Origin of the sequence: Pseudomonas sp. AM8 (assembly GCF_036346475.1) — a bacterium.
GTDB classification, from domain to species: Bacteria; Pseudomonadota; Gammaproteobacteria; order Pseudomonadales; family Pseudomonadaceae; genus Aquipseudomonas; species Aquipseudomonas marginalis.
In genome coordinates, this window is record NZ_JAOTNX010000004.1 from 341310 (window position 1) to 357559 (window position 16250).

Genomic DNA, 16250 nt, shown 5'->3' on the forward strand with positions numbered 1-16250 from the left:
GAAATCGGTCAACCTGTGGAAGGGGGCTTAGACCGGTGCCGCAAAATTGAGCCGGAACTGTTGCGGCGTCACGCCCAGCCGGCGGTTGAACACGCTGCGCATGTGCTGGGCATCGCGAAACCCGCATTGATAGGCCACGGTTTTCAGCGGCGCATGTGTGCTTTCGAGCATCACCCGCGCCGCATCCACCCGCGCCCGTTCGACAAACTCCGCTGGCGTAATCCGCGCCTCACGGGCAAACACCCGGGAGAAGTTGCGCGCGCTCATGTTGGCGGCCTTGGCCAGGTCGGCGATGGTCAGGTCGCCCGTCAGGTTCGCCAATACGTATAACTGCACCAGCGTCACCGCCGAGTTGGTTTCGGCGTGGGGCGTGAGGAACGGGCTGAACTGCGACTGCCCACCCGAGCGCTGGGTGAACACCACCAGGCGCTTGGCCACGCTCAACGCCACTTCCGGGCCGTGGTCCTGGGCCAGCAGGTACAGCGACAGGTCGATGCCTGCCGTGACGCCCGCCGAGGTGTAGAGATTGCCATCCTGTACGTAGAGGCGGTCGGCTTCGATCTGGGCCGAGGGGCACAGACGCGCCAGGTCGGCGGCGTCGTTCCAATGGGTGGTGACGGTTTTTCCGTCCAGCAATCCGGCGCGCGCCAGCATGAAGGCCCCGTTGCAGATTGAGCCAAACCGTCGCGCCCGGGCGGTGGCGCCACGCAGCCAATCATCGAACGGAGCGCCGAAGTCCTCGAAGGGTAACTGCGGGCCGCCCGCGACCAGCAGCAGGTCATAGGCCTGCAGGGCTTCGCTGTAATGATTATGGGCCTGGAGTGACAGGCCATTGGAAGCCGCCATCGTGCCGTGGCCTAAACCTATCACTTCCAACTGGTAATGATCTTCGGGCACCAGAAAGCGGTTGGCCTCGTAGAACACGTCCATGGGACCGGTCACATCCAGTGACTGGACGCCGGGGAAGATCAGGATCGCGACGGTCTTGTGCATGCTCACAGACACCTTTTTCTAGCGGAATAAAATGCAAACCCTGTGGGAGGGGGTTTGCTCCCGATGGCGCTGTATCAGTCAGCAGATGCAGTGCCTGGTACTCAGCAATCGGGAGCAAGCCCCCTCCCACACTGGGATTTTCGCAGGCTTCCAGAGTGATATCGCCCGCTACACCCTAGTCGATTTCTGCTTGGCACGATGTGTCGGCACATTGGCCGGGATCGCGCCCTCACCGCGATGTTCGCTGCACCGACCAGCGACCAAACTGACTGCTTTCCAGAGGAGAACCACCATGACCACCACCATCGCCGGTATCAAGATCCCGGACAGCGCCCTGGCCAAAGCCACCACCGACTACATCCGCGACATCGAATCCGACCTGCTCTACCACCACTCCCGCCGGGTGTTCCTGTTCGGCGCATTGAGCGGTGAGCGCAAGCAACTGGCCTACAACCCGGAGTTGCTCTACGTCGGCGCCATGTTCCATGACCTGGGCCTGGTGGCAGGCCATCGCAGTGATGACCAGCGCTTCGAAGTGGACGGCGCCAATGCCGCCGCAGCCTTCCTCAAGCCTTACGGGCTGAGCGACGACGATATCGAACAGGTGTGGCTGTCCATCGCCCTGCACACCACGCCGGGGGTGCCGCAACACCTGCGCCCGACCGTGGCACTGGTGACCGCCGGTGTGGAAATGGACGTGCTGGGCATGGACTACGCCGCGTTCAGCAGCGTGCAGCGCGAAGCCGTGGTGCATGCGCATCCACGCGGTGAAGGGTTCAAGGAGTGCATCATCTGCGCGTTTGCCGACGGCTTGCGCCATCGCCCGCAGACCACGTTCGGCAACGTGAAGGCCGATGTGCTGGTGGATCAGGAACCGGGGTTCAAGCCAATGAATTTTGTCGAGGTGATTCGCAAGTCGCCGTGGTTGGCGTAGCGGAGTTGAAATGCGATCAAATGTGGGAAGGGCTTGCCCCCGATAGCTGAGTGTCAGTCACTGCATCTATTGACTGACCCACCGCCATCGGGAGCAAGCCCCCTCCCACATTTAGACCGGCGCTGGAGCCCGACGCTTGTCCGGCTGCTGCCAGCCATCGGCGGCGGCTTCTTCAATCGCCTGCTGGATGGCCTTCTTGCGCATCTCTTCGGCACGCCGGCTGAAGAACCACACCAGGAAGGTCACCAGCGACACTGCCAGCAGAATCAGGCTCGCCACGGCGTTGATCTCGGGTTTAACCCCCAGGCGTACCGCCGAGAACACTTCCATCGGTAAGGTGGTCGAACCCGGTCCCGAGACGAAGCTGGCCAGTACCAGGTCATCCAGGGACAGTGCGAACGACATCATGCCGCCCGCCGCCAGCGACGGCGCGATCATCGGGATGGTGATCAGGAAGAACACCTTCCACGGCCGTGCACCCAGGTCCATCGCCGCTTCTTCGATCGACAGGTCCAGCTCACGCAGGCGCGCCGATACCACCACCGCCACATAAGCGGCACAGAACGTGGTGTGGGCGATCCAGATGGTGACGATGCCACGCTCCTGGGGCCAGCCGATCATCTGCGCCATGGCCACGAACAGCAGCAGCAGCGACAGACCGGTGATCACTTCCGGCATCACCAACGGCGCGGTCACCAGGCCGCCGAAAAGCGTGCGGCCCTTGAACTGGCTGATGCGCGTCAGCACAAACGCCGCCAACGTACCCAGCGCCACGGCGGCCACCGCCGTGTAGCAGGCGATTTCCAGGGAACGTGCCACCGAGCCCATCAACTGGGTGTTGTCCAGCAGGCCCACGTACCACTTGATCGACCAACCGCCCCACACCGTCACCAGCTTGGATTCGTTGAACGAGTAGATCACCAGGATCAGCATCGGCAGGTAGATGAACAACAACCCCGCCACCAGCATGAAGCTTGAGAAACTGACGCGCTTCATATCTTGCCCTCCATCTCTTTGGCTTGGCTGCGGTTAAACAGAATGATGGGCACGATCAGGATCGCCAGCATCACCACCGCCAGGGCAGACGCCACCGGCCAGTCACGGTTGTTGAAGAATTCTTGCCACAACACTTTACCGATCATCAGGGTTTCCGGGCCGCCGAGCAGTTCCGGGATCACGAACTCGCCCACCACCGGGATAAACACCAGCATGCAGCCGGCGATGATGCCGTTCTTGGACAGCGGCACGGTGATTTTCCAGAAGCTGTTGAAGGTGCTCGAACCCAGGTCCGATGCGGCTTCCAGCAGGCTCTGGTCATGCTTCACCAGGTTGGCGTACAGCGGCAGGATCATGAACGGCAGGTACGAATAGACCACGCCGATATACACCGCGATGTTGGTGTTGAGGATCTGCAGCGGTTCGTTGATCAGCCCCATGGACATCAGGAAGCCATTGAGCAGGCCGTTGTTGCTGAGGATGCCCATCCACGCATACACGCGGATCAGGATCGCGGTCCAGGTCGGCATCATGATCAGCAGCACCAGCACGGTCTGCATCTCTTTGCGCGCGGTGGCAATGGCATAGGCCATCGGATAGCCGATCAGCAGGCACAACAGTGTGCTGAAGAACGCCATCTTCAGCGAGCCCAGGTAAGCCGCGATGTACAGCTCATCACCTGCCAGCAAACTGTAGTTGGCCAGGTTCAGCACCACCTGCAGCTTCTGCTCGACGTAGGTGTAGATCTCGGTGTACGGCGGGATCGCCACGTCGGCTTCGGCGAAGCTGATTTTCAGGACGATGAAAAACGGCAGGGCGAAAAACAGGAACAGCCACAGGAACGGAATCCCGATGACCACCTGCTTGCCGCTGGGGACGATGCGGTGCAAGCGCCGCTTGAGCTTCTTCATGTTCATGTGCGCAGTACCACGCCACTGTCGTCTTCCCACCACACGTACACCTGGTCACCCCAGGTTGGGCGCTGGCCACGGCGTTCGGCGTTGGCCACGAAGGACTGCACCAGCTTGCCGCTTGGCAGCTCGACGTAGAACACCGAGTGGCCGCCCAGGTAGGCGATGTCGTGCACCTTGCCGCTGGACCAGTTGTGTTCGCAGGTCGGCATTTCGGTGGTGACCAGCAGTTTTTCCGGGCGGATGGCGTAGGTCACCGACTTGTCTTCCACCGAGGTGGCGATGCCGTAGCCCACGTAGATGTCACGGTCCAGGTCCGGGCACTTGAGCACCGCGTGACCTTCGGCGTCATCCACCACCTGGGTGTCGAAGATGTTGACGTTACCGATGAATTCGCACACCAGGCGGCTGGTCGGCGTCTCGTAGATGTCGATCGGGCTGCCGATCTGGGCGATCCAGCCCAGGTGCATGATCGCGATGCGCTCGGCCATGGTCATGGCCTCTTCCTGGTCGTGCGTCACCATCACGCAGGTCACGCCGACGCGCTCGATGATCTCCACCAGTTCCAGTTGCATCTGCGAACGCAGCTTCTTGTCGAGGGCGCCCATGGGCTCATCGAGCAGCAGCAGTTTCGGGCGCTTGGCCAGGGAGCGGGCCAGCGCCACCCGCTGACGCTGGCCACCGGACAACTGGTGCGGCTTGCGCTTGGCGTACTGGCTCATCTGGACCAGCTTGAGCATTTCGGCCACGCGGGCATCGACTTCGGCCTTGGGGATCTTGTCCTGTTGCAGGCCGAACGCAATGTTCTGCGCCACGGTCATGTGTGGGAACAAGGCGTAGGACTGGAACATCATGTTGATCGGCCGCTCGTAGGGCGGCATATCGGTGATGTCCACGCCGTCGAGGTAAATCCGACCTTCTGTCGGGCGCTCGAAGCCTGCGAGCATGCGCAGCAGGGTGGACTTGCCCGAACCCGAACCGCCGAGCAAGGCGAAGATCTCGCCTTTCTTGATTTCCAGGGACACATCGTCCACGGCAATCGTCTCGTCGAACTTCTTCGTGACCCGGTCGATTTTGACCAGCACCTTTTTCGGTGTCTGGTCGCCCTCGAGGGCTTTCTTATAGGCGCCGGAGGCAACTGCCATTTACGAAACTCCCAAAAAAAAGAGTGCAGTTCGCCCGAGGCGGGCGAACCTTGGATAGTTTGAGCCTTACTTGCCCGTCTTGACCTTGGTCCAACTACGGGTCATTAAACGTTGCACTTTCGGGGGTAGCTCGAAGTTGACGAATGTCCGGTCGAGAACCGCCTGCGGTGGGTAAACCGCTTCGTCGGTGCGTATCGATTGCTCCATCAGTTTGTCCGCCCCTGGGTTAGGGTTGGCGTAACCGACGGTGTCACTGACCTGGGCGATCACCTCAGATTGCAGTAAATAGTTGATGAAGGCGTGGGCTTCCTTGATGTTGGTGGCGTCCTTGGGAATCGCCAGCACGTCAAACCACAGGTTGCCGCCTTCCTTCGGAATTGCGTAGGCGATGTTCACGCCTTTGCCCGCTTCGCTTGCGCGAGCCTTGGCCTGGAACACGTCGCCGGAGAACCCGGCGGCCACGCAGATGTTGCCGTTGGCCAGGTCCGAGATGTATTTGGAAGAATGGAAATAGGTCACGTAGGGCCGCACTTTGAGCAGCTTTTCCTCGGCCTTCTTGTAGTCTTCAGGGTTGGTGCTGTTAGGGTCCAGGCCCATGTAGTTGAGCACCGCCGGCAGCATTTCATCCGCCGAGTCCATGAACGACACACCACAGGTGGCCAGCTTCTTCATGTTTTCCGGTTCGAACAGCACGGCCCAGGAGTCGATCTTGTCGACACCCAGCACTTCCTTCACTTTGTCGACGTTGTAACCGATGCCGTTGGTACCCCACAGGTACGGCACGGCGTACTGGTTACCCGGGTCGTTCTTCTCCAGGCGCTTGAGCAGCACAGGGTCCAGGTTTGCGTAATGAGTCAGCAGCGACTTATCGAGTTTCTGGAACGCCCCGGCCTTGATCTGCTTGCCAAGGAAGTGGTTGGACGGCACTACCACGTCATAGCCGGTACGCCCGGCCAGTAACTTGCCTTCCAGGGTTTCGTTGGAATCAAACACGTCATACACGGGTTTGATGCCGGTGGCCTTTTCGAAGTTGGCCAGGGTGTCGGGACCGATGTAATCCGACCAGTTATAAATATGCACGGTCGGTGCGGCCTGCACGCTGACAGCCAGCGTGAGACCTGCACCTACCAGCAAGGCTTGGCGAAACAAAGAAATTGGCAAGTGGAGGTCCTCTTAAATAGTTGGGCCCAAAGTTGTTGCCCGGCAACAAAACCGGCGCGCAACTTACCCTCGATAAACCGATCCGGCAAAACTTTCTGTCATTTATTTGTTTCATTAACCACCGCGGGGCGCGCGGTGGTTAATGAAGGCCGGTTTATTTACCGGATTTGATCTTGGTCCAGCTGCGTGTCATTTCACGCTGGGTGGCAGCCGGCAAGTCCGCAATGGCGTAGAGCTTGGCTTGCACATCCGCTGGCGGGTAGATGCCCGGGTCATTGGTGATGTCTTTGTCGACCAGTGCGGTGGCCTTCTCGTTACCGTTCGGGAAACGCACGCTGTTGGTGATCGAAGCCATGACTTCCGGCTTGAGCAGGTAGTTCATGAACTTATAGGCGGCGTCGACGTTTTCGGCATCTTTAGGGATGGCGACCATGTCGAAGAAGCTACCGGCACCTTCTTTCGGAATGTCGTAGGCCACCTTGACCTTGCCACCGGCTTCAGCCGCGCGGGACTTGGCCTGCTGGATGTCACCCGAGTAACCCACGGCTACGCAGATGTTGCCGTTGGCCAGGTCGGAGATGTACTTGGACGAGTGGAAGTAGCCAATCGAAGGACGGATTTTCAGGAACAGGTCTTCGGCTTGCTTGAGGTCGGCCTTCTTCTGGCTGTCGGTTGGCAGGCCCAGGTAATGCAGCGCGATCGGCAGCATTTCGGTCGGCGAGTCGAGGAAGCTCACGCCGCAGCTTTTGAGCTTGGCGATGTTTTCAGGCTTGAGCAGCACGTCCCACGAATCGATCTTGTCCACGCCCAGCGCGGCCTTGACCTTGTCCGGGTTGTAGCCGATGCCGATCGAACCCCACATGTACGGGAAAGCGTGCTTGTTGTCCGGGTCGCTGACCGACACGGCTTTAAGCAGGGAGGTGTTCAGGTTGCCATAGTTGGACAGCTTGGACTTGTCCAGCTCCTGGTAGACACCGGCCTTGATCTGCTTGGCGAGGAAGTTGTTCGACGGTACGACGATGTCGTAGCCGGACTTGCCTGCCAGCAACTTGGCTTCGAGTGTCTCGTTGCTGTCAAAAACGTCGTACACCACTTTAATGCCCGACTCTTTTTCAAAGTTGGCGATGGTGTCCGGTGCAATGTAGTCGGACCAGTTGTAGACGTGCAGCACTTTATCGTCGGCCTGGACCGCGCCCGCCATTGCGCCCATCAGGGACAAGGCGAGGAGGGTCTTGCCAGCGTTCTTCAAACCTAATGCCTTCATTTGGTGATGCTCCAATTTTTTCTTTTTTGGGCCACGTTCTTTTTTCGTTTCGCGGCCCTTGCAGAGGGCAACAAAACAGGGCGACAGTCTGGCAAGTTCAGGGGCCGGCTTTCAACCAAAGCCCCCCACATTTATAACTGCCCAGTGCGCTGCGCACTGAGCCTAGCACTTAGCCCTGCAATGCCGCCAAAGTCAGGTCCAGGCAATGACGAGCCTTGGTCACCAGCTCGTCGATTTCAGCCTTGCTGATCACCAGAGGCGGTGAAATGATCATGGTGTCGCCCACGGCGCGCATGATCAGGCCATTCTCGAAGCAGAAGGTTCGGCAGATCATGCCGACACCACGGCCCTCGTAACGCTTGCGCGTCGCCTTGTCCTGAACCAGCTCAATTGCACCGAGCATGCCGACACCGCGCACCTCACCCACCAACGGGTGATCCGCCAGCTCCCGCAGACGTTTCTGCAAATACGGTGCCGTTTCGTCGTGGACGCGGTTAACGATTGTTTCATCGCGCATGATGCGGATGTTTTCCAGGGCCACGGCCGCGGCCACCGGGTGACCGGAGTAGGTGAAACCGTGGTTGAAATCACCGCCTTCGTTGAGCACGGCCACCACGTCGTCGCGCACGATCAGGCCACCCATGGGGATGTAGCCCGAGGTCAGGCCCTTGGCGATGGTCATCATGTGGGGCTTGAGGTCGTAGAAATCGCTACCGAACCACTCACCGGTACGGCCGAAACCGCAAATCACTTCGTCGGCCACAAACAGGATGTCGTACTTGGCGAGGATTTCCTTGATGCGCGGCCAGTAGCTGTCCGGCGGCACGATCACGCCACCGGCGCCCTGGATCGGCTCGGCAATAAAGGCACCGACGTTGTCCACACCCAGTTCCAGGATCTTCTCTTCCAGTTGGTTGGCGGCCCAGACCCCGAACTCTTCGGGGCTCATGTCGCCGCCTTCGCCGAACCAGTACGGCTGGGCGATATGGACGATGCCCGGGATCGGCAAGTCGCCCTGTTCATGCATATAGGTCATGCCGCCCAGGCTGGCGCCAGCCACGGTGGAGCCGTGGTAGCCATTCTTGCGGCTGATGATGGTTTTCTTGTTCGGCTGGCCCTTGATCGCCCAATAGTGGCGGACCATGCGCAACATAGTGTCGTTGCCTTCGGAGCCGGAGCCGGTGAAGAACACGTGGTTCATGCCGGCAGGCGCGATGTCGGAAATCGCCTTGGCCAGCTCCAGCACCGGCGGGTGAGCGGTCTGGAAGAACAGGTTGTAGTACGGCAGTTCTTTCATTTGCCTGGCGGCGGCGTCGGCCAGTTCATCGCGACCGTAACCGATCGCCACGCACCACAGGCCGGCCATGCCGTCGAGGATCTTGTTGCCTTCGCTGTCCCACAAGTACACGCCGTGGGCTTTGGTGATGATCCGTGGGCCTTTCTCTTTCAATTGCTTGAAGTCGCTGAACGGCGCCAGGTGGTGATCACTGCTCAAGGCTTGCCATTCACGGGTTTGCGGGTTGTTGCTGGACATACCAATCTCCTAGACTTTTCAGTGAAGGGCGCGCGGGTTGCCCCGTGCGCCCGGCGCATCAGACGGCGAAGAGCAGGAATTCCCGCTCCCACGAACTGATCACGCGCTTGAAGTTTTCATGCTCGGCCCGCTTGACCGCGACGTAGCCTGTGATGAATTTCTGACCCAGGTATTTCTCGATGGTCTTGCTGTTTTCCATGCGCTCCAGGGCGTCTTCGATGGTCAACGGCAGGCGCAGGTTGCGGCGCTCGTAACCACGACCCACTACCGGGGCGCTGGGGTTATGGCCTTCGACCATGCCGATGTAGCCACACAGCAGGCTGGCGGCAATCGCCAAGTACGGGTTGGCGTCGGCGCCCGGCAGGCGGTTTTCCACGCGACGGTTCTGCGGGCCGGCATCCGGTACGCGCAGGCCGACGGTGCGGTTTTCTTCGCCCCACTCCACGTTCACCGGCGCCGAGGTGTCGGGCAGGAAGCGGCGGAACGAGTTCACGTTGGGGGCAAACAGCGGCAGCAACTCAGGGATGAACTTCTGCAGGCCGCCAATGTGGTTGAGGAACAGCTGGCTCATGGTCCCGTCTTCATTGGAGAAGACGTTCTTGCCGGTGGCGATGTCGATGATGCTCTGGTGCAGGTGCATGGCGCTGCCGGGCTCGCCGGTCATCGGCTTGGCCATGAAGGTGGCCGCCACGTCGTGCTTGAGCGCGGCTTCACGCATGGTGCGCTTGAACACCAGGATCTGGTCGGCCAGGGACAGGGCATCGCCGTGACGGAAGTTGATTTCCATCTGGGCCGTGCCGTCTTCATGGATCAGGGTGTCGAGGTCCAGCTCCTGCAGCTCGCACCAGTCGTAGACGTCTTCGAACAGCGGGTCGAATTCGTTGGCGGCTTCTATAGAGAAGGATTGGCGGCCGGTCTCCGGGCGCCCGGACCGACCGATCGGCGGTTGCAGCGGGAAGTCCGGGTCTTCGCAGCGTTTGGTCAGGTAGAACTCCATCTCCGGCGCCACGATGGGCTGCCAGCCTTTGTCGGCGTAGAGCTTGAGGACTTTCTTGAGCACGTTGCGCGGCGACAGCTCGATCGGGTTGCCTTGCTTGTCGTAGGTGTCGTGGATCACCTGGGCGGTCGGCTCGATGGCCCAGGGCACCAGGAACACCGCGTTCTGGTCGGGGCGGCAGATCATGTCGATGTCTGCCGGGTCGAGCAATTCGTAATAGATGTCGTCTTCGACATAGTCGCCGGTCACGGTCTGCAACAGAACGCTCTCGGGCAGGCGCATGCCTTTTTCGGCGATGAACTTGTTGGTCGGCGAGATCTTGCCCCGGGTGATACCGGTCAGGTCGCCAATCATGCATTCGACTTCTGTGATCTTGTGGTCTTTCAACCAATCGGTGAGCTGGTCGAGGTTGTTACTCATAAATGCCTCTGGGCTGGGTTTCCTGGCATCCATTAAAGGCCAGGCGTTGGTTGACGCAGCATCCGCGTCGTTTTTTCGTTCAGGGTAGGAGCTTACCTGCCATTTGCTGCAGCGTTGCATTCCTCAAGCCAAAGTCGTGCAGAATCATGAGCGGCCGCGCAGAGGGGAGCCGGTCAGTGACAGTCGAGGAGGCAAAAAAGAGAGCGGATGGGCCGTCAAGAATATTGGCCGGTGCGTGGGCATTCACGCGGGACGAACGGACTGCGGACAAAGCCTGGCTGAAGCAGGCTGAGACGCCGAGTGGCGGCAGGCGAGACATGAAGCACCCCGGTATTATTGCTGTTATGGGTTTGAATCGAGCTTAGCCTTGTTCATTTTTTTACACAACACCCCCGTAAAAAATACAACACGGCCCGCTCAAGCCTGCGAGTCCCAAGCCGGTCAAACCGAAAAAACCGCCCCAAAAAGCCCCAAAAGTGCGGTCACGGCGCTTTTTTAGGGCAAAAAAGGCCTCGCTTGACTTCGGCATGCCGTTCGGGTTGACTGAAACCAGAAAAGATCAATGATTGATATTTTTAACAACAAAGGTGTTGCATCATGTCGGTACCCCCGCGTGCCGTTCAGCTTAACGAAGCGAACGCGTTCCTTAAGGATCATCCTGAGGTTCTGTACGTAGACCTTCTAATTGCGGATATGAATGGTGTGGTGCGCGGTAAGCGCATCGAACGCACCAGCCTCCACAAGGTTTACGAGAAGGGCATTAACCTGCCTGCCTCTTTATTTGCCCTGGATATCAATGGCTCGACGGTGGAAAGCACCGGCCTGGGCCTGGACATCGGTGATGCTGACCGAATCTGTTATCCGATCCCTGACACCCTGTGCAATGAACCTTGGCAAAAGCGCCCTACCGCGCAATTGCTGATGACCATGCACGAACTTGAAGGTGAACCTTTCTTCGCCGATCCGCGCGAAGTGCTCCGCCAAGTTGTAAGCAAGTTTGACGACCTCGGTCTGACCATCTGCGCCGCCTTCGAGCTTGAGTTCTACCTGATCGACCAGGAGAACGTGAACGGCCGCCCACAACCGCCCCGCTCGCCGATCTCCGGCAAACGCCCGCACTCGACACAGGTTTACCTGATCGACGACCTCGACGAATACGTCGACTGCCTCCAGGACATCCTGGAAGGTGCCAAAGAGCAAGGCATCCCGGCCGACGCCATCGTCAAGGAAAGTGCCCCGGCGCAGTTCGAAGTGAACCTGCACCACGTGGCCGACCCGATCAAGGCCTGCGACTACGCAGTGTTGCTCAAGCGCCTGATCAAGAACATCGCCTACGACCATGAGATGGACACCACCTTCATGGCCAAGCCTTACCCAGGCCAGGCTGGCAACGGTTTGCACGTACACATCTCGATCCTGGACAAGGACGGCAAGAACATCTTTGCCAGCGAGGATCCCGAGCAGAACGCCGCATTGCGTCACGCGATCGGCGGTGTGCTCGAGACCCTACCCGCCCAAATGGCGTTCCTGTGCCCTAACGTCAACTCCTACCGTCGTTTCGGCGCACAGTTCTACGTGCCGAACTCGCCGTGCTGGGGCCTGGACAACCGCACCGTGGCGATTCGCGTACCGACCGGCTCGTCCGACGCCGTACGTATCGAACACCGTGTGGCCGGTGCCGACGCCAACCCTTACCTGCTGATGGCTTCGGTCCTGGCAGGCGTGCACCACGGCCTGACCAACAAGATCGAACCGGGCGCACCCGTGGAAGGCAACAGCTACGAGCAGAACGAACAGAGCCTGCCGAACAACCTGCGCGATGCCCTGCGCGAGTTGGACGACAGCGAGGTGATGGCCAAGTACATCGATCCTAAATACATCGATATCTTCGTCGCCTGTAAGGAAAGTGAGCTGGAAGAGTTCGAACACTCCATCTCCGACCTTGAGTACAACTGGTACCTGCATACCGTTTAACCGGCTGCATTAAATGTGGTGAGCGGGCTTGCTGTGGTGAGCGGGCTTGTCCCGCGCTGGGTGGCGAAGCCGCCCTAAAACCAGACGCCGCATTCTGCCTGTCAGAATGCGGCGTTTTTATTGGGGCCGCTTCGCAGCCCAGCGCGGGGCAAGCCCGCTCACCACAACAAGCGGTATGGATCATCCCCAGGCTCTGCGTACAATGCCCGCTGCCTTGTAGGAGACTTCCATGCCCACCCGCCCCGCCGCCCCTCGCAAACCCCGCGCCCGCAGCCAGGCACGGATCGACGCGATTCTCGATGCCGCCCGCACCTTGCTGGCCGCCGAAGGCGTGGCGAGTTTGTCGATCTACAGCGTGGCCGAGCGCGCGCAGATTCCGCCGTCGTCGGTGTATCACTTTTTCGCCAGTGTGCCGGCGCTGCTGGAGGCACTGACCGCCGATATACATGCAGCCTTCCGCTGCGCCATCCAGGCCCCCATCGAGCATGTTTCACTCAAGCATTGGCGCGACCTGTCCTACATCGTCGAACAGCGCATGCTGACCATCTACAGCAACGACGCCGCCGCGCGCCAGTTGATCCTGGCCCAGCACGGGCTGACCGAAGTGACCCAGGCGGACCGCCAGCATGATCTGGAGTTGGGGGATTTGATGCTGGAGGTGTTCGACCGCCACTTTGAAGTGCCGAGTTTGCCAACCGATGTGGATGTGTTTGCGCTGGCGTTGGAATTGAGTGATCGCGTGTATGCGCGTTCGGTGCATCAGCATGGGCTGATTACGCCGCGTATGGCGGAGGAAGGGATGCGGGTTTTTGATGCGTATGTGGGGCTGTATTTGCCGGCTTACCTGCCCAAGCGCTGAGTTTTGTGCTGGCCGGACTGGCCTCATCGGGAGCAAGCCCCCGATGACGGCCTCAAGAGCGACGCAAATCACAACTTGGCGATCGACACCTCAGTCGACTTCACAAAGGCAATCACTTCACTGCCAATCACCAGCTCCAGCTCTTTGACCGAGCGGGTGGTGATCACGGACGTGACGATACCGGATGCAGTCTGCACGTCGATTTCCGACAGCACGTCGCCGACGACGATTTCCTTGATGGTGCCTTTGAACTGGTTACGCACGTTGATGGCTTTAATAGTCATGGTGTACTTCCTTCGTAGGACAAGTGAGTTATTGAGCCCAACGCAGTTGCGTAGGCAGCGGTGAAACAGGTTCGGGTTCCGGCGGTGTGCCGGGCAACGACAGCACACGGTTGAGCACTTCGGCTTCCAACGCCGCCAGGCGATGTGAACCTCGGGCCCGTGGGCGCGGCAGGTCGACGATCAGGTCGAGGCCGATTTCGCCGTCTTCGATCAGGATCACCCGGTCGGCAATCGCCACGGCTTCGCTGACGTCATGAGTGACCAGCAACACGGTGAAACCGTGCTTCTGCCACAGGTTTTCGATCAGTTGCTGCATCTCGATGCGGGTCAGGGCATCCAGTGCGCCCAGCGGCTCGTCGAGCAACAGCAGGCGCGGTTGGTGGATCAGCGCGCGGGCCAGGGCAACACGTTGTTTCTGGCCACCGGACAACGCCGCCGGCCATTCATCGGCGCGCTCGGCCAGGCCGACCGCTTCCAGGGCCTCCAGCGCCTTGGGACGCCAGTTGCCTTTAAGGCCCAGGCCCACGTTGTCGATGATCTTTTTCCAGGGCAGCAAACGTGCTTCCTGGAACATCAGCCGCGTGTCTTCAATCGCTTCGCTCAGCGGCGCCGAACCGGCCAGCAGCTCGCCGCCGCTGGCTTTGTCCAGGCCGGCCAACAGGCGCAGCAAGGTACTTTTTCCGCAGCCACTGCGACCGACCACGGCCACGAACTGTCCCGCCGGAATGTGCAGGTCGATTTCCTTGAGCACTTCCCGCGCGCCGAAGGCCTTGCGCAATTTGCGCACCGCCAGGGGAATCCCCTTCAGCAGGCGCGGAGGTTGTTGAGCCGTCATGCCGCACCTCCTTTATTCACTTGGTAAGCCGGGTGCCAGCGCAGCCATACACGCTCCAGACCGCGAGCGGCCAGGTCGGCCAGCTTGCCGAGGATGGCGTACATCACGATGGCCAACACCACCACGTCGGTTTGCAGGAATTCGCGGGCGTTCATCGCCAGGTAGCCGATACCCGAGCTGGCGGAAATGGTTTCCGCCACGATCAGCGTCAGCCACATAAAGCCCAGGGCAAAGCGCACGCCCACCAGGATCGATGGCAGCGCGCCCGGCAGGATCACTTGCCAGAACAGGCTGAAACCGGACAAGCCATAGCTGCGCGACATTTCTACCAGCGCCGGGTCGACGTTGCGGATGCCGTGGTAGGTGTTGAGGTAGATCGGGAACAGCGTGCCGAGGGCGACCAGGAAAATCTTCGCGGTCTCGTCGATGCCAAACCATAGGATCACCAGCGGAATCAGCGCCAGGTGCGGCACGTTGCGGATCATCTGCACCGAGCTGTCCAGCAGGCGTTCGCCCCACGTCGACAGGCCGGTGATAAACCCCAGCGCCAGGCCGATGCTGCCACCGATCACAAAGCCCAGGCCGGCACGCCAGCCACTGATGGCCAGGTGCGTCCAGATTTCGCCGCTGCGCACCAGGTTGACCCCAGCCTCAATCACCGCACTGGGCGCCGGCAGGATGCGTGTCGACAACCAGCCCGCCGACACCGACAACTGCCACACCGCCAGCAATAGAATCGGCAGCACCCAGGGCGCCACGCGATGGCTCAATTTTTCAAAAGTCATGGCGCCGCCTCAGCTCTGTGACGCAGCTTTGGGAAGGATGTCGTTGGCGACCATCTCACCGAACGGGCTCACGTAACCGGCGCTTTTCGGCAACTCCGGACGTTCGATATCCAGGTGCGGGAACAGCAGCTCGGCGACCCGATAGGACTCTTCCAGGTGTGGATAACCGGAGAAGATAAAGGTGTCGATGCCCAGCGCGGCGTACTCCTTGACCCGTTCTGCAACCGTCGGGCCATCGCCCACCAGCGCGGTGCCCGCACCGCCACGCACCAGGCCGACGCCGGCCCACAGGTTGGGGCTGACTTCCAGGTTGTCGCGGTTGCCGCCATGCAAGGCCGCCATGCGCTGCTGGCCGACGGAATCGAAGCGCGCCAGGGAAGCCTGGGCACGGGCGATGGTGTCGTCGTCGAGATGGGAGATCAGTTTGTCGGCGGCTTTCCAGGCTTCTTCGTTGGTTTCGCGCACGATCACATGCAGACGAATGCCGAAGCGCACGGTGCGCCCGAGTTTCGCCGCCTTGGCCCGCACCTGCTCGATCTTCTCGGCGACCGCGGCCGGTGGCTCGCCCCAGGTCAGCACCATCTCCACTTGTTCGGCGGCGAGGTCCTGGGCCGCTTCGGAGGAACCGCCGAAGTACAGCGGCGGGCGCGGTTGCTGGATCGGCGGGTAGAGCAACTTGGCGCCTTTGACGCTGATGTGCTCGCCGTCGTAATCCACGGTTTCGCCTTCCAGCACACGACGCCAGATGCGGGTGAATTCCACCGAAGCCTGATAACGCTCCTCGTGAGTGAGGAACAAGCCATCGCCGGCCAGCTCTTCCGGGTCACCACCGGTTACCAGGTTGAACAACGCACGGCCGCCGGACAGGCGATCCAGGGTCGCGGCCTGACGCGCGGCCACCGTCGGGGAAATGATCCCGGGGCGCAGCGCGACAAGGAATTTCAAACGCTGGGTCACCGGGATCAGCGAGGCGGCCACCAGCCAGGAGTCTTCGCAGGAACGGCCGGTGGGGATCAGTACCCCGCCGAATCCCAGGCGGTCAGCGGCCTGGGCCACTTGCTGCAGATAACCGTGATCAACGGCGCGAGCGCCTTCGGCGGTGCCAAGGTAATGGCCGTCGCCGTGGGTAGGCAGGAACCAGAAAATAGTGAGGCTCAT

The 16250-nt window shown here is 60.4% G+C and carries 15 protein-coding genes; 3 read left to right on the forward strand and 12 right to left on the reverse strand.

All coding sequences use genetic code 11. From position 1 onward, the window contains the following. Nucleotides 1-27: 27 nt before the first annotated feature. Complete coding sequence (locus V3W40_RS13305; RefSeq protein ID WP_330215138.1) at nucleotides 28-993, reverse strand: GlxA family transcriptional regulator; 966 nt, start codon at nucleotides 991-993, stop codon at nucleotides 28-30. 292 nt (nucleotides 994-1285) lie between these two features. Between V3W40_RS13305 and V3W40_RS13310 the strand changes: the two genes are divergently transcribed. After that, nucleotides 1286-1927, forward strand: a complete 642-nt coding sequence (locus V3W40_RS13310) for an HD domain-containing protein (protein WP_330215139.1) — start codon at nucleotides 1286-1288, stop codon at nucleotides 1925-1927. Nucleotides 1928-2038: 111 nt separating this feature from the next. Here the strand turns inward: V3W40_RS13310 and V3W40_RS13315 are convergent, their stop codons facing one another. From V3W40_RS13315 to V3W40_RS13345, 7 genes are all read right to left on the reverse strand, one after another. Next, nucleotides 2039-2923 carry an ABC transporter permease subunit gene (locus V3W40_RS13315; RefSeq protein WP_015886412.1) on the reverse strand — a complete coding sequence of 295 codons (885 nt, stop codon included), beginning with the start codon at nucleotides 2921-2923 and terminating at the stop codon, nucleotides 2039-2041. Beyond that, nucleotides 2920-3840: an ABC transporter permease subunit gene (locus tag V3W40_RS13320; protein ID WP_027608406.1), complete on the reverse strand. Its 921-nt coding sequence runs from the start codon at nucleotides 3838-3840 to the stop codon at nucleotides 2920-2922. Before V3W40_RS13320 ends, V3W40_RS13315 begins: the two co-directional genes overlap by 4 nt. Next, a complete protein-coding gene (locus V3W40_RS13325; protein WP_027608405.1) occupies nucleotides 3837-4979 on the reverse strand; it encodes an ABC transporter ATP-binding protein in 1143 nt (380 codons plus the stop codon). The genes V3W40_RS13320 and V3W40_RS13325 overlap by 4 nt, the downstream gene beginning before the upstream one ends. Before the next feature lie 66 nt (nucleotides 4980-5045). Next, on the reverse strand, nucleotides 5046-6140 hold the full coding sequence (locus tag V3W40_RS13330) for a polyamine ABC transporter substrate-binding protein (protein ID WP_027608404.1): 1095 nt from the start codon (nucleotides 6138-6140) through the stop codon (nucleotides 5046-5048). Nucleotides 6141-6294: 154 nt separating this feature from the next. Then, on the reverse strand, nucleotides 6295-7389 hold the full coding sequence (locus V3W40_RS13335) for a polyamine ABC transporter substrate-binding protein (RefSeq protein WP_065924369.1): 1095 nt from the start codon (nucleotides 7387-7389) through the stop codon (nucleotides 6295-6297). Between the two features lie 184 nt (nucleotides 7390-7573). Beyond that, the gene (locus tag V3W40_RS13340; protein WP_065924362.1) at nucleotides 7574-8938 is read right to left on the reverse strand and encodes an aspartate aminotransferase family protein; all 1365 of its coding nucleotides are present in this window, start codon (nucleotides 8936-8938) and stop codon (nucleotides 7574-7576) included. A gap of 58 nt (nucleotides 8939-8996) precedes the next feature. Beyond that, a complete protein-coding gene (locus tag V3W40_RS13345; protein WP_003176780.1) occupies nucleotides 8997-10355 on the reverse strand; it encodes a glutamine synthetase family protein in 1359 nt (452 codons plus the stop codon). Nucleotides 10356-10952: 597 nt separating this feature from the next. Between V3W40_RS13345 and V3W40_RS13350 the strand changes: the two genes are divergently transcribed. Together V3W40_RS13350 and V3W40_RS13355 are read left to right on the forward strand one after the other, a co-directional pair. Then, complete coding sequence (locus V3W40_RS13350; RefSeq protein ID WP_003213894.1) at nucleotides 10953-12329, forward strand: glutamine synthetase family protein; 1377 nt, start codon at nucleotides 10953-10955, stop codon at nucleotides 12327-12329. 229 nt (nucleotides 12330-12558) lie between these two features. After that, nucleotides 12559-13188 (forward strand): TetR/AcrR family transcriptional regulator, encoded by a 630-nt coding sequence (locus V3W40_RS13355; protein WP_074847910.1) that lies wholly within the window; start codon nucleotides 12559-12561, stop codon nucleotides 13186-13188. Between the two features lie 68 nt (nucleotides 13189-13256). Here V3W40_RS13355 and V3W40_RS13360 read toward each other — a convergent pair whose 3' ends face one another. The 4 genes from V3W40_RS13360 to ssuD are packed head-to-tail and all read right to left on the reverse strand — an operon-like array spanning nucleotide 13257 to nucleotide 16250. Continuing rightward, nucleotides 13257-13472, reverse strand: a complete 216-nt coding sequence (locus V3W40_RS13360) for a TOBE domain-containing protein (protein ID WP_003176783.1) — start codon at nucleotides 13470-13472, stop codon at nucleotides 13257-13259. A 28-nt stretch (nucleotides 13473-13500) separates the two neighbouring features. Next, nucleotides 13501-14307 carry an aliphatic sulfonates ABC transporter ATP-binding protein gene (gene ssuB / locus V3W40_RS13365; protein ID WP_101273485.1) on the reverse strand — a complete coding sequence of 269 codons (807 nt, stop codon included), beginning with the start codon at nucleotides 14305-14307 and terminating at the stop codon, nucleotides 13501-13503. Further along, nucleotides 14304-15092, reverse strand: coding sequence for an aliphatic sulfonate ABC transporter permease SsuC (gene ssuC / locus V3W40_RS13370; protein ID WP_065924365.1), 789 nt, complete (start codon nucleotides 15090-15092; stop codon nucleotides 14304-14306). Before ssuC ends, ssuB begins: the two co-directional genes overlap by 4 nt. A gap of 9 nt (nucleotides 15093-15101) precedes the next feature. Further along, on the reverse strand, nucleotides 15102-16250 hold the full coding sequence (gene ssuD / locus V3W40_RS13375) for an FMNH2-dependent alkanesulfonate monooxygenase (protein ID WP_330215140.1): 1149 nt from the start codon (nucleotides 16248-16250) through the stop codon (nucleotides 15102-15104).